The organism is Rhizobium sp. N122 (genome assembly GCF_002211295.1).
Lineage (GTDB): Bacteria > Pseudomonadota > Alphaproteobacteria > Rhizobiales > Rhizobiaceae > Rhizobium.
The window spans coordinates 1-13,264 of the sequence record NZ_LOKU01000025.1 but is presented as its reverse complement, the minus strand read 5'-3'; the positions used below and the strand labels follow the sequence as shown (position 1 = coordinate 13,264).

Sequence of the window (13,264 nt, the reverse complement as noted above, 5' to 3'; positions counted from 1 at the left end):
GTATCAGGCCGAGGCCGTCGCATCGCTCGGAAAATCTGTCGAGAGGGCAAGTTCACGCCAGCCGGCAAGCTCCTTTTCGACGCTGGCATGCTGCGCTTCGATCATCGCCACCGTATCGCTGCCGAATGGCATGCGCAGCGGCGGGTTGGCGGAATTGACCATCGTCATGATGCCGGCGGCGAGCCTGGCGGGGTTGCCGGGCTGGGCATGATTGGCGTCGGCGGCGAAGGTGCGCATGTTGCCGGCCGGCGTGCCTTCGTAGTCAGCGATGGAGGCCGGGCTGACCGCGAGCGACGTGTCGGCGAGGAAGTCCGTGCGGAAGAAGCCGGGCTCGACGATCGTCACCTTGATGCCGAAGGGTTCGAGTTCGGCGGCCATCGATTCCGACAGGCCTTCGACGGCGAATTTCGTCGAGCCGTAGACGCCCCAGCCGGGATAGCCGAAGTAGCCGCCGATCGAGGAGAAGTTCAGGACATGGCCGGAACGCTGGCGGCGCATATAGGGCAGCACGGCGCGCGTCACCTTCAGGAGACCGAAGACATTCGTGGCGTAGAGCTTTTCGATCTCTTCGGCCGTGGCTTCCTCGACGGCGCCGAGCAGGCCGTAGCCGGCGTTGTTGGCGAGAATGTCGATGCGGCCGAAGCGAGCGATGCCGGCAGCCGCAGCTTCTTGCGCCTGCGCCTCGTTGGTGACGTCGAGCGCGACGGCAAGCAGGTTCGGATGATCGCCGAACTGCTCGGCCACGGTCTTCGGGTTGCGGGCGGTGGCGATGACGGCATCGCCTGATGCAAGGGCTTCCTTGGTCATCAGCGCGCCGAAGCCGCGGGATGCACCTGTGATGAACCAGACTTTCATGGTGAATTCCTTTCGAGGTCTATTTGGGTGTCTCGGCGTCGCATCTCTGTGCTGACGGGTCGAATTTGACCGAAAATCTGTTGGTGTATAAGATTTGTTATTCTCGAGACTATGATGAGTGTAATTCAGCAATGCGCGCCACCGAGCTTTCCGAACTCGCGGCTTTTGCGGCCGTTGCCCGGCATAAGAGCTTCCGCAGGGCCGGCGAGGAGAGGGGTGTTACCGCCTCAGCGGTCAGCCATGCCGTCCTCAATCTCGAAGACCGGATCGGCATTCGCCTGCTCAACCGCACGACGCGCAGCGTCTCGCTGACCGAGGCCGGCGAGTTGCTGATCTCGCATCTCGACCCGGCTTTCGGAGAGATGACGGCAGCGCTCGATGCGCTGAACCGCTACCGCGACACGCCCTTCGGCAAGGTGAGGATCAACGTGCCGAATTCGATCGGCCCCTTCGTCATCGGTCGCATCATCGGCCCGTTGCTGAAAAGCAATCCCAATCTGCAGCTGGAGATCAACGCGACCGACAGGCTGGTCGATATCGTCGAGGAGGGCTTCGATGCGGGCATCCGCTTCGGCGAGCGTGTCACCGAAGGCATGATCGCGCTGCGCATCAAGCCGCGCATCCGGCTGATCGTCGTCGGTTCGCCCGCTTATTTCGAGGCCCGTCCGAAGCCGGCGACGCCGCACGAGCTCAAGCGCCATCTCTGTATCCAGAACATGTTTCCGTCAGGCGCGCGTTATGCCTGGGAATTCGAGAAGGATGGCCAGACGGTGAGTTTCCAGCCGACCGGACCTCTGTCGCTCGACGATCACGAACTGATGATGCAGGCAGCCCTCTGCGGGGTCGGCCTTGCCTATATCTGGGAGCCGCGCGTCGAGAAGGCGATCGCCGGCGGAGAGCTGATCCAGGTGCTCGACGACTGGTGCCAGCCGGAGGAACCGCTCTATCTCTATTATCCGAGCCGACGCCACATGTCGGCGGGCTTCAGGGCGGTCATCGATGCGATGAGAGCCGAGTAAAAAAGGTGAGGATTCGCATCCTTCAGCCTTTTGACTCCTGCACGCGAACTGGCCAAAGATGCTGCCATGGCCGCCATGGCCCGCACCATCGGGAGAGGTTGATGAACGGTCGGATCTTGCCAACTGTCAATCGAAACGCATCAAAGCGGCTCGGCGGTCTGTTGCCGGCATTGGCCGCGCTGATGCTGCTGGCCCCGGCGGCGCTCGGCAAGGACATTGGACCGCAAAGCCAGGCCTCGCGCGAGCAGGTCGAAAAGCTTGTCGGCCTCTGGAAGGATCATTTTGCCGGCGCCGATAGCCTGCAGCAGCGGCGCACAGCCTTCCGGACGCTGATGGAAACGACGCCGGGGCCGACCCGCATCCAGGTCCGGCAGGTCGATGCCGATGGCGTCGATGCGGAGCTGATGTGGCCGGCCCGTCTCCATCACCCGATCGGTCACAGGGTGATCCTCTATATTCATGGCGGCGGCTTTTCCGGCGGCTCCATCCGCACGCACAGCCTGCTTGCCGGCTCGCTCGCCAAGGCCGCATCCAGCGACGTGCTGCTGATCGACTATCGGCTGATGCCCGAATATACCTATCCCGCCCAGATCAACGACGCGCTGACGGCCTATCGATGGCTTCTCGACAACGGCTATCGCAACGACAACGTTATCATCGCCGGCGACGACGCCGGCGGCAATATCGCAATCGAGACGGTGCTGCGGCAGAAGCAGGCGGCAAAGCCATTGCCGGCGGCTGTGATTGCGCTCAGCCCGATCACCGATCTCACCGCGACCGGCGGATCAATGACATCAAATGCCGATAGCGATCCGCTGGTCGGAAGCGCCTCGATCGAGGTCTTGCGCAAAGCCTATCTCGGCAACCGCTCGCCGACCGATCCCCAGGCGTCGCCGCTTTATGCAAATATGACCGGTTTTCCGCCGCTTCTGCTGCAGGTCGGTTCCGGCGAGGTCTTGCTCGACGATACGCTGCGGCTCGCCGACAAGGCGCGCCAGGCGGGCGTTGATGTCACCACCGAGATCTGGCCCGGCATGCCGCATCAGTGGCAGTTGTTTCCCTCGCTGCTCGACGATGCCGATCGCTCGAGTCAGAATATTGCCGAGTTTGCGATCCGGCATTTTGAGGACAAGCCGGAAGAATAAGCCAGCAAGGGTAGGGGCTACTCTCTCATTGTGATGTGCCACGCGCCTGTGACGGCGCCAGAGGCCGTTCGACTTCCCGGCCGACGCTGAGCGCCTTTCTGATATTCGGCTCCAGCCGCTCGATATAGGCGTGATCGGGTGCGGCACCCAGCGCATCCAGCATTTTCGAGAAGAAACACCGGGCCGCTGCCGCGGCCGTGACGTCGAAGACCTCGGCGTCGCTCAGCCCGTGTTTTTTCAGCCCGTCTATATCCTGCTGCGTGACCGACGTCGCATCGCGCGCCACCTTGGCGGCAAAGGCCATGATGGCCCGTTCGCCTGCATCGATCGGCGCTTTCTCCGTCTCGTTGACGACAGCTGTCAGCCCGTCGCTGGTAAACCCCTCGCGCAGCAGCACCGAGCCGTGCGCCAGCATGCAATAGGAGGATTTCAGCTCCTTGGCGGCGGCCAGCGTCACCAGTTCATAGCGCCTGAGGCTCATATGACCGCGAATGCTCGAAAGCAGCGCTGCCCAGTTCTCCATCACCTCCGGCCGGTGTCCGAAGGCACGGTACATGTTCGGCAGATAACCATAATTCGCTTCGGCCGACGCATACATCGACGTCGTCTTCTCGCTGGCGGATGCATTGGGGGTGTGAATGAAAGCCATGGCATGGTCCTCCTCTATAGCGAGAAGGATAGGGTAGATATTGAGGACAGCAATCCTGAAAAATCAGGCGGCGTCGCTGCTCGCAGAAGCGTGACCGGTTCGCTTGATCGGAAGGGTGACGGTAAATGTCGATCCGCATCCTCTGGCGCTTTTAACCTCTATCGAGCCGTGGTGCAGTTCGACGATCTGCTTCACCAGGTTGAGGCCGATGCCCGTTCCGGCAATGCCGGTCGACGTTCCTGCCCGAAAATAGCGCTGGAACAGCCGGGGCACGTCTTCGGGATCGATCCCCACCCCGTCATCGCTGACAGACACTTTGACGTTTCCCGTCTCCTGCCATGCCGTGACGCGAATTTCGGGGGTTCCAGGCGCATATTTAACGGCATTGGACAGCAGGTTGGTAAAGACCTGCGCCAAAGTGCGGGGATCGGCATCGATGCACTCCGGCAGCCTGTCGATATCCAGCACGAAGCTGTGCGTCTTGGCGATCGTCGATTGCCGCTCGCAACAGGTTCTTATCAAGGATCTCACGGCGCAGGCGTCGTAGCTGATATCGATCTTGCCGGTGTCGAGGCGCCCGGCCGACAGGATGCTCTCCATGAGATCGACGATCCGGTTCACCGAAGCCCGGATCTGATCGACCTTGTCGCTCAAGAATTCGGGCTCGACCGCTCCTCTTTTGCGCAGCAGCCGCTGGGCGGCAGCGTCGATGATGGCGAGCGGTGTGCGGAATTCATGGGATGCCATTGCCACGAACTGCCGCTGCAATTCGTTGATGTTGCGCTCCTGCGCAAGCATTCGCTCGAGTTCCCGGGCCTGGCGCTCGACCTCGGCCGTGCGGCTCTGCACCGTCGTCTCGAGCTGATCGTGATGCCGGCGCAGTTCTTCCGTCAGCCGAACCGTCTTGGTGACGTCTTCGTGGGTGGCCACGTAACCGCCGTTTTGCATCGGATTGTGGGTGATTTTGATGACGCGGCCGTCGGAGAGCACGATATTCTGGCTGGCCACTGCACCGCGCGCCGTCGCTTCGAACACCACATCGAAATAGGTCGCGGTGTCGGCCGGACCATTTCCCTCGCGGCTGCGATAGGCCAGGATATCGACAAGCGGCGTCCCTGGCTGCGTCAGTGAAAGCGGCAGATTGTACATCCGTGCGTAGGACGGGTTGCACAGGATCAGATTCTTCGTCGAATCGAACATGCACAGCCCGTGCGGCATGTTGCGGAGCGCCGCGTCGAACCGGTGATGTTGTTCGGTGAGACTGTCCTCGACACGGATCAGGGTAGAGATGTCTTCATAGCTCAGGATCCAGCCTCCCTCTTTCGATGGGGCGCAGGTCAATGAAACCATCCGTCCGTCGGAAAGCGCAAACTGAGACGTATGCGGCCTGCCGGTCGTCGACTGCCGGCAAGCGGCTGCGCGGCAATCGGCGGTGCCCGGCAGTCCGTCGATATTCATTCCTCTGCCGATGGCTCCATCCGGCAGGCCGAGAATATCCAGCGTGCGGGAATTGAACGCCGTCACCCTGTTGGCAGAATCAAGCAGAACGATGCCCTGCGGCAGGCTCTCCAGAATGGATTCAAACGAGTGTGGCATCATCCGGCCCTGCTTCAGATCTGGCACGTTGCACGTATCCGTAGCATTCGTCAGAAACGATAAAGTTTCGCTAATGGCTATCGATCGCACTTCCTCAATTGAAGAGAGGGCACTGTCACATCGTTCGGAGCAACCACCTGGCAAGGACACTCATCCTTTCTCCAGAGGATCTTGATCGCTCCTCTGTCGGTCGAGAATGTCGAGCGATGGCGCTGACGCCAGAGGATGGACGGCCTCAAGCCTATTGGATCCACGACGGCTGCCGCGATTTATCCTCGGAATTGAAAAGCACGATCGCTGCCTTCGCATAGATGTTGTCATCGGGGACGAACCCCATATCGAAGCGGCTATCCAGGCTGTTGTCGCGATTGTCGCCCAGCACGAAATAATGCCCGTCGGGGACAGTGAATTCCCGGGTGTTGTCGCCACGAGAGTTGTCCACTTGCTCAACGATCATATAGCTGCGGCCAGATGGCAGCGTCTCTTTAAAGACATGCACTGTCTCTGATTGATAGGTCAAATCGCCCGCCGGCTCGCGCTCGACAGCGGTACCATTCAAGTAGAGAATACCCGATTTCATCTGAATGCGGTCACCCGGCAGGCCGACGACGCGTTTCACGAAATCAATCCGCGGGTCCATCGGCTGGCGGAATATGACGACGTCTCCTCGCTCCGGCCCATGTCCAAATATACGATGCCGCGGTCCAAGCCCGTACGGGAAAGAATAGCGGCTGTATCCGTAGACATATTTTTGCGCGAACATGTAGTCGCCGCTCTGCAAGTTAGGCAGCATGGAACTCGCCGGTATTGTGAATGGCTGGAAGAGCAGACTGCGAACCAGCATCGCCAACGCCAGTGATGCAATCAAAAAGATCAGAATAAGACTATACCACCGAGAGTACAAAGGAAACACGGTCTTTGCTGGTATCTTCTTTGCCGTGCGATAGCCATGCAGCAGGCCGATCAGATGCCAGGCAAAGATCAGCAAATACCCAAAAACAGCAGCAGAAGGAACGCCAAACAACCAGAGTTGCGCGATCGAGATGATGATGCCGCCGATAAAGTAGGCGATGGCATTCCAGCCGCGCCCGAGATAGGCCATAACCACATCCGGACCGAATAGAAGTCCCAACGTCGCTGCGCAAATGGGACGACGAGCGCGAAAAGCTCTAAAAATTTGCATAAAAAATCTCAACAGATTTGGCGAATATACTCAGGTCACGATCACTCTTTGATCGGCGCCTCATTTCGACTTGTAGTCGATGTCCTGAAAAATACCAGCCCTGGATTGACCGCGTTCTACCGCAGAAAAATGTAGCTCTCTCTTGTCTGGGAATATCGGGAGACAACCCTTGATCGCGGCTCAAATTTAGAACGTTCCAATTTTATAAGCGCTTCATTGCTGCATAGGTGGTCGATAAATTCCTGGAAAAGGTGATTGTGAATAGCGTGTATGAAAAATTTCCTTGACATAATTGGAACGTTCCAAATATTTTATCCAGCAATCGACGTTGTCGGAGAGGGAAATGACAAAGGCGCGGGTAACCGTCATTGATATCGCGAAGGCCGCCGGCGTCTCCAAGTCGACGGTGTCGCTGGTGCTGCAGGGCTCCTCCCTGGTCAATGAGGGTACGCGCTCCAAGGTCAATGCTGTGATGCGCGAACTCGGCTACGTCTATAATCGCGGCGCAGCCAATCTTCGCCAGGCCGGCGCCAAATCGCGGATCGTCGGAGTTGTCGTCAACGACCTGACCAACAGCTTCTTTGCGGAGCTGGCGGTCGGCGTCGATATGGTCGTTCAGTCGGCCGGCTTCGTGCAATTCCTGTCGAACACCGGCGAGAGCATCGACCGGCAGCGTGAGGTTGTCGCATCGATGCGTGAGCACGGCATTTCCGGTCTCATCGTCTCTCCGGCCCGCGCCACCGATGCCGCGGACTTCAAGCCGCTCGTCGCCGCCGGGATTCCGGTCGTGGTCGTCGTGCGAAACCTGCCCGGCGCCAAGGTCTCGTCGATCGTTTCCGACAACCAGGCCGGCATGATGTCCGCGGTCAAGCACCTGGCGGGGCTCGGCCACAAGCGCATCGCTTTTCTCGGCGGCTTTCCCGACACCGCGGTCTTCGACGACAGGCTTGCCGGCTACCGAAGCGGCGTCGAAGCAGCCGGACTCGATTATCACGAAGAACTCGTCATCGCGTCGGCGCCGTCGCGGGCCGGCGGGGTAGAGGCGATCGGAAAAGCGCTGGCGCTCGGCCGCCGGCCGACCGCGGCCGTCTGCTTCAACGATGCCGTGGCCTTCGGCGTTTGCGATGGATTGCGGGCGCGCCGCCTGGAGCCCGGCGTCGATTTCGCCGTGGTGGGTTTCGACGACGTCATCGAGGCCCAGGCAGCGGTCCCGGCGCTGACGACGGTCTCGGTCGATCCGCAGGGGATCGGGCGCCGCGGCGCGCAGATGCTGCTCAAGCAGATCAATGCGGGCAAGGCCGAGGCGGAGACGGTGACCACGGCCGTTCGGCTGGTCGTTCGCGAGAGCTGCGGCGCCGGCAAGGCCGCGACGTCGAGGACCGGCAAGAGCGTAAAATCGAAACAGGACGCCGAGTAATGCCCATGAAGAAGCATCTCACCCCAGCCGAAGCGGCCGCGCTCATCCCGGATGGCGCCGTCGTCACGGTATCGTCCTCCAGCGGTCTCGGTTGCCCGGACCTGATGCTGAAGGCGATCGGCGAGCGTTTCGAGGCGACCGGCCATCCCCGTGATTTGACGACCCTTCATCCGATCGCCGCCGGCGACATGAGCGGCATCAAGGGCATCGACCATATTGCCAGGAAGGGTCTGCTCAAGCGCATCGTCGGCGGCTCCTATCCATCCGGGCCGTCATCGTCCGAGCCGCCGCTGATCTGGCAGATGATCACCAATAACGAGATCCCGGCCTACAACATTCCCTCCGGCATCCTGTTCGACATCCATCGCGAGGCGGCTGCCAAGCGGCCGGGCGTGCTGACCAAGGTCGGCGTCGACACATTCGTCGATCCCCGGCGACAGGGCTGCGCGATGAACGAGCTGGCTTCGCAACAACAGGTGGTCAAGCGCGTTAGCTTCGAGGGTGACGACTGGCTGTTCTTCCCCTCGATCGTCCCTCAGGTCGCCATCATCCGCGCCACCACCGCCGATGAGCGTGGCAACCTGACCTACGAACATGAGGGCGCCTATCTCGGCGGTCTCGATCAGGCGCTCGCCGCCCGCAACAATGGCGGCATCGTCATCGCCCAGGTCAAGCGGATCACCAAGGAAGGCTCGCTGAAACCGCATGATGTCCGGGTGCCGGGAATGCTGGTCGACTATATCGTCGTCGATCCCGATCAAAAGCAGACAACGCAGACGGGGTATGATCCGGCGATTTCGGGTGAGATCTTCCGCCCGCTCGACGGCTTCCACGTTCCGGAGTTCAATGTTCAGAAGGTGATCGCGCGCCGTGTCGCGCAGGAGCTGCAGGCGGGAAGCTGCGTCAATCTCGGCTTCGGCATCTCGGCCAACGTGCCGCGCATTCTGCTGGAGGAGGGGCTCCACGGCGCCGTCACCTGGGTCATCGAGCAAGGCGCAGTCGGCGGCGTGCCGCTGCTCGATTTCGCCTTCGGCTGCGCGTCCAACGCGGACGCCTTCATGCCGTCCCCCTATCAGTTCACCTATTTCCAGGGCGCGGGTTTCGATGCGTCGCTGCTGTCTTTCCTTGAAATCGGCCGGGACGGTTCGGTCAATGTTTCCAAGCTCTCCTTCCGGCCGCATGTGACGGCCGGCGCCGGCGGCTTCGTCGACATCACCGCGCGGGCAAAGAAGATCGTCTTCTCCGGCATGTTCAACGCTGGCGCAAAGCTTTCGATCGCCGATGGGGCGCTCCTCATCGAAAAAGAAGGCAAGCTGAAGAAGCTGGTGAACGAGGTCGAACACGTCACCTTCAGCGGCAGGCGGGCGATCGAGCAGGGCCAGGACATCACCTATGTCACCGAGCGGTGCGTGATGAAGCTGACCCCCGATGGCATCGTGCTGACCGAGATCGCGCCCGGCGTCGATCTTCAGTCCCACATATTGGACCAGTCGGAATTTCCGCTGATCGTCGCGCCGGACTTGAAGGTCATGGATGCGGCACTCTTCGGCGAGGCGAACATCGGCCTGTCGCTTCCGACAAAAAGCGCGCCGACATTGGAGGGCACCTTCCATGGTTAGCGGAACGGTCAGAGTTGACGTCGATGGGCATGTTGCAATCCTGACGATTTCCCGTCCGGAGAAGTTGAACGCGCTCGATCTCGACATGCTGAAAGCGCTGGCCGAGGCGGCGGATGCGGTGGAGGCGAATGCGGATGTGCGCGCTGCCGTTCTCACCGGCGAGGGTAAGGGTTTTTCTGCCGGGGGTGATATCAAAGCCTGGGGTGGAATGCAGCCGCAGGAGTTCGGTCACGCCTGGGTGAGGCACGGTCACCGTATCTTCGAAAGGCTGGCGACGCTCCGGGTGCCGCTGGTCGCGGCACTGAACGGCCACGCGCTTGGCGGCGGGCTCGAACTGGCGGGTGTTGCCGACATTCGCATCGCCGAGGAACACATCAAGATCGGCCTGCCGGAGACCGGCCTTGGAATGGTGCCGGGCTGGTCCGGCACCCAGCGTCTCGTGCGCCGGTTCGGCGCGCAGGCCGTCCGCCGTATGGCGCTCGGCGGCGAAATATTCACCGCCGAGGAAGCCCGCCTGCTCGGTATCGTCGACGCGGTCGTTCCGACAGGAAATTCGGTCGCCGCCGCCAGGCAATATGCCGGGCGGATTGCCGCCCGGGGACCGGCGGCCCTCGAGATCGCCAAGTTGATGATCGCATCGGCGAACGGCGAAGACAACGGAACCGCGGTCGAAGCCCTGGGCTCGATCCTCGCCGCGAAGACCGGCGATCTGAAGGAGGGCGTCGCATCATTCAGCGAGAAGCGCCCGGCAACATTCAAGGGAGAATGGTAATGACGGTTCTCGTCAACCCGACGGCGCTCAGCGACCACAAGGCGCGGGATTTCAAGATGCTGATCGACGGCAAATGGGAGGCCGGCGCCTCCGATCCGATCGAACGTATCGCGCCGAGCCATGGTGTGACGGTCAGCCGCTTCCCCGCCGGCAGCCGGAAGGACGCCGAGCGCGCCATTGCTGCGGCACGCAAGGCCTTCGACGAGGGGCCGTGGCCGCGCATGACCGCGTCCGAACGCTCCGCCATCCTGCTCAGGGCTGCCGATCTGATCGCGGCGCGTGCCGAAGAGCTGGCATTTCTCGATGCCATCGAGGCGGGCAAGCCCATCACCCAGGTACGGGGTGAAATTGCCGGTTCGGTCGACATCTGGCGTTACGCGGCGGCTCTCGCACGCGACCTCCACGGTGAAAGCTACAACACGCTCGGCGACGGCACGCTCGGCGTCGTCCTGCGCGAAGCGATCGGCGTTGTCTCGATCATCACGCCCTGGAACTTCCCGTTCCTGATTGTCGGCCAGAAGCTGCCCTTCGCGCTCGCCGCGGGCTGCACGACCGTCGTCAAGCCTTCCGAGCTGACGTCGGGATCGACGCTCGTCTTGGGCGAAATCCTGCAGCAGGCGGGCATTCCGGATGGTGTTGTCAATATTGTCACCGGCACGGGACCTGAAGTCGGCGCGGTCATGACGTCTCATCCAGACGTCGACATGGTCTCCTTCACCGGCTCGACCGGTGTCGGAAAACTGACGATGTCGAATGCCGCGCAGACGCTGAAGAAGGTGTCGTTGGAACTGGGCGGCAAGAACCCGCAGATCGTCTTTCCGGATGCCGATCTCGACGCCTTCATCGACGCCGCCGTCTTCGGCGCCTATTTCAATGCCGGCGAGTGCTGCAATGCCGGCTCGCGGCTAATCCTGCACAAATCAATCGCCTCCGATGTCGTCAAGCGGATTGCCGAACTGTCGAAGGCAGTGAAGGTCGGCAACCCGCTCGATCCATCGACCCAGGTCGGCGCGATCATCACGCCGCAGCACTTGGAGAAGATCTCGGGATATGTCGCCGGTGCCAGGAACAGCGGCGCCCGGATCGCCCATGGCGGAGAGGCGCTCGACCTCGGCATGGGGCAGTTCATGTCGCCGACGATCCTCGAAGCGGTCACCCCCAATATGGCGGTGGCCCGCGAGGAAGTCTTTGGCCCGGTTCTGTCAGTTCTGACATTCGAGACGGCTGCCGAAGCGGTCAGGATTGCCAATTCCATCGAATACGGCCTGTCGGCCGGTGTCTGGAGCCGCGATTTCGACACCTGCCTGACGATCGGTCGGTCGGTGCGCGCGGGCACGGTCTGGATGAACACCTTCATGGACGGCGCCTCGGAGCTTCCCTTCGGCGGCTACAAGCAGAGCGGCCTCGGCCGCGAGCTCGGCCGCCATGCGGTCGAGGACTACACGGAGACCAAGACGCTGAACATGCATATCGGCAAGCGTACCAATTGGTGGATGCCGAGAGCCTAAAGCCGGCTTAGCCGCCAATGAAACTACGCCTGAGGAGGGCGGGTGATCGGATGCGGGAATGGTTCCGCATCTTCCAAACGGGAACTGGGAGGTTCTTTGATGCGTAAGTTTCTGACAACGACTGCCGTGATCGCACTGGCTGTAGCTGGCCTCGGCGGCGCCCATGCAGCGGACGTAAAAGAAGTGCAGATGCTGCACTGGTGGACGTCTGGCGGCGAGGCGGCTGCTTTGAACGTTTTGAAGGAGGATCTGTCGAAGGAAGGCTTTGCCTGGAAGGACGTTCCGGTGGCCGGCGGCGGCGGTGATGCGGCGATGACGGCGCTGAAGGCGATGGTGGCGGCCGGCACTTATCCGACGGCCTCGCAGATGCTCGGTTATACCGTGCTCGATTATGCCCAGGCGGGTGTGATGGGCGACCTGACCGAGACGGCCAAGAAGGAAGGCTGGGATAAATCGGTGCCGGCGGCCCTGCAGAAGTTCTCCGTCTATGACGGCAAGTGGGTCGCAGCCCCTGTTAACGTCCACTCGGTCAACTGGCTGTGGATCAACAATGCGGTGATGGACAAGATCGGCGGCACTGAGCCGAAGAGCTTCGACGACCTGATCGCGCTGCTCGACAAGGCGAAGGCGGCCGGCGTCATCCCCTTGGCGCTCGGTGGCCAGAACTGGCAGGAAGCGACGATGTTCGATTCCATCGTGCTGTCGACCGGCGGCCCGGAATTCTACAAGAAGGCCTTCAACGACCTCGACGAGGCGTCGCTGAAGTCGGACACGATGAAGACGTCCTTCGACAACCTGGCCAAGATCGTCAAATATGTCGATCCGAACTTCTCCGGCCGCGACTGGAACCTCGCGACCGCCATGGTCATCAAGGGTGATGCGCTGGTGCAGGTGATGGGCGACTGGGCCAAGGGCGAGTTCGTCGCCGCCAAGAAGACCCCGGACAAGGACTTCCTGTGCTACCGCTTCCCCGGCACCGACGGCAGCGTCATCTACAACTCCGACATGTTCGGCATGTTCAACGTCCCCGACGACCGCAAGGCGGCGCAGGTGGCGCTGGCAACGGCAACGCTGTCGAAGAGCTTCCAGTCGGCCTTCAACGTCGTCAAGGGTTCGGTGCCCGCCCGTACCGACGTTCCCGACACCGACTTCGACGCCTGCGGCAAGAAGGGTATCGCCGACCTGAAGGCGGCCAATGAGGGCGGCACGCTGTTCGGTTCGCTCGCCCAGGGTTACGGCGCCCCTCCGGCGATCGCCAATGCCTATAAGGACGTCGTCTCGAAGTTCGTCCACGGCCAGATCAAGAGCTCCGACGAAGCCGTCACCCAGCTGGTCCAGGCGATCGACGACGCCCGCTAAGGGTCGTCGATGACAAATGCTTCCCCGCGTGATCTCGCGGGGAAGCTTCAGGCTCCGCAGCGATAAATGCCGAGCGATCCTGCGGGAAGGGAGATGATATCCATGAGCACAGTTGCGACCACCGATCCGGTTCTGACCCCCG

At 61.5% G+C, this 13,264-nt stretch carries 11 protein-coding genes; 7 read left to right on the top strand and 4 right to left on the bottom strand.

Translation table 11 applies throughout. The features are described from left to right. Window positions 1-3 precede the first annotated feature (3 nt). Window positions 4-855, bottom strand: a complete 852-nt coding sequence (locus ATY75_RS19125; RefSeq protein ID WP_088938779.1) for an oxidoreductase — start codon at window positions 853-855, stop codon at window positions 4-6. 131 nt (window positions 856-986) lie between these two features. Here ATY75_RS19125 and ATY75_RS19120 point away from each other — a divergent pair, with 131 nt between their 5' ends. Beyond that, window positions 987-1,874 carry a LysR family transcriptional regulator gene (locus ATY75_RS19120; RefSeq protein ID WP_088938778.1) on the top strand — a complete coding sequence of 296 codons (888 nt, stop codon included), beginning with the start codon at window positions 987-989 and terminating at the stop codon, window positions 1,872-1,874. 170 nt (window positions 1,875-2,044) lie between these two features. Beyond that, a complete protein-coding gene (locus tag ATY75_RS19115) occupies window positions 2,045-3,019 on the top strand; it encodes an alpha/beta hydrolase (RefSeq protein ID WP_190241387.1) in 975 nt (324 codons plus the stop codon). A gap of 25 nt (window positions 3,020-3,044) precedes the next feature. Here the strand turns inward: ATY75_RS19115 and ATY75_RS19110 are convergent, their stop codons facing one another. The 3 genes from ATY75_RS19110 to lepB all read right to left on the bottom strand — a co-directional run bounded on the left by ATY75_RS19110 (window position 3,045) and on the right by lepB (window position 6,366). Further along, complete coding sequence (locus tag ATY75_RS19110) at window positions 3,045-3,668, bottom strand: carboxymuconolactone decarboxylase family protein (protein ID WP_064838129.1); 624 nt, start codon at window positions 3,666-3,668, stop codon at window positions 3,045-3,047. Between the two features lie 63 nt (window positions 3,669-3,731). Continuing rightward, entirely contained in the window at window positions 3,732-5,267 is a 1,536-nt protein-coding gene (locus tag ATY75_RS19105) for a PAS-domain containing protein (protein ID WP_088938776.1), read from the bottom strand. 238 nt (window positions 5,268-5,505) lie between these two features. Further along, complete coding sequence (gene lepB / locus ATY75_RS19100) at window positions 5,506-6,366, bottom strand: signal peptidase I (RefSeq protein WP_088938775.1); 861 nt, start codon at window positions 6,364-6,366, stop codon at window positions 5,506-5,508. 424 nt (window positions 6,367-6,790) lie between these two features. On the opposite strand from lepB, the gene ATY75_RS19095 reads away from it, so the two are divergent. From ATY75_RS19095 to ATY75_RS19075, 5 genes are all read left to right on the top strand, one after another. After that, window positions 6,791-7,864, top strand: a complete 1,074-nt coding sequence (locus tag ATY75_RS19095; RefSeq protein WP_088938774.1) for a LacI family DNA-binding transcriptional regulator — start codon at window positions 6,791-6,793, stop codon at window positions 7,862-7,864. A 5-nt stretch (window positions 7,865-7,869) separates the two neighbouring features. Then, the gene (locus ATY75_RS19090; protein WP_190241385.1) at window positions 7,870-9,483 is read left to right on the top strand and encodes an acyl CoA:acetate/3-ketoacid CoA transferase; all 1,614 of its coding nucleotides are present in this window, start codon (window positions 7,870-7,872) and stop codon (window positions 9,481-9,483) included. Beyond that, a complete protein-coding gene (locus ATY75_RS19085) occupies window positions 9,476-10,255 on the top strand; it encodes an enoyl-CoA hydratase/isomerase family protein (RefSeq protein ID WP_088938772.1) in 780 nt (259 codons plus the stop codon). The genes ATY75_RS19090 and ATY75_RS19085 overlap by 8 nt, the downstream gene beginning before the upstream one ends. Beyond that, on the top strand, window positions 10,255-11,763 hold the full coding sequence (locus ATY75_RS19080) for an aldehyde dehydrogenase family protein (protein WP_088938771.1): 1,509 nt from the start codon (window positions 10,255-10,257) through the stop codon (window positions 11,761-11,763). The genes ATY75_RS19085 and ATY75_RS19080 overlap by 1 nt, the downstream gene beginning before the upstream one ends. A 99-nt stretch (window positions 11,764-11,862) precedes the next feature. Then, window positions 11,863-13,122: an ABC transporter substrate-binding protein gene (locus tag ATY75_RS19075; RefSeq protein WP_088938770.1), complete on the top strand. Its 1,260-nt coding sequence runs from the start codon at window positions 11,863-11,865 to the stop codon at window positions 13,120-13,122. The last annotated feature ends 142 nt before the right edge of the window (window positions 13,123-13,264 follow it).

What these genes read in the sequence shown, in the direction of transcription:
- ATY75_RS19110 (WP_064838129.1), bottom strand. Translation starts at nt 3,668, where the DNA reads ATGGCTTTCATTCACACCCCCAATGCATCCGCCAGCGAGAAGACGACG.
- ATY75_RS19095 (WP_088938774.1), top strand. Translation starts at nt 6,791, where the DNA reads ATGACAAAGGCGCGGGTAACCGTCATTGATATCGCGAAGGCCGCCGGC.
- ATY75_RS19080 (WP_088938771.1), top strand. Translation starts at nt 10,255, where the DNA reads ATGACGGTTCTCGTCAACCCGACGGCGCTCAGCGACCACAAGGCGCGG.
- ATY75_RS19120 (WP_088938778.1), top strand. Translation starts at nt 987, where the DNA reads ATGCGCGCCACCGAGCTTTCCGAACTCGCGGCTTTTGCGGCCGTTGCC.
- lepB (WP_088938775.1), bottom strand. Translation starts at nt 6,366, where the DNA reads ATGGCCTATCTCGGGCGCGGCTGGAATGCCATCGCCTACTTTATCGGC.
- ATY75_RS19090 (WP_190241385.1), top strand. Translation starts at nt 7,870, where the DNA reads ATGAAGAAGCATCTCACCCCAGCCGAAGCGGCCGCGCTCATCCCGGAT.
- ATY75_RS19105 (WP_088938776.1), bottom strand. Translation starts at nt 5,267, where the DNA reads ATGATGCCACACTCGTTTGAATCCATTCTGGAGAGCCTGCCGCAGGGC.
- ATY75_RS19075 (WP_088938770.1), top strand. Translation starts at nt 11,863, where the DNA reads ATGCGTAAGTTTCTGACAACGACTGCCGTGATCGCACTGGCTGTAGCT.
- ATY75_RS19085 (WP_088938772.1), top strand. Translation starts at nt 9,476, where the DNA reads ATGGTTAGCGGAACGGTCAGAGTTGACGTCGATGGGCATGTTGCAATC.
- ATY75_RS19125 (WP_088938779.1), bottom strand. Translation starts at nt 855, where the DNA reads ATGAAAGTCTGGTTCATCACAGGTGCATCCCGCGGCTTCGGCGCGCTG.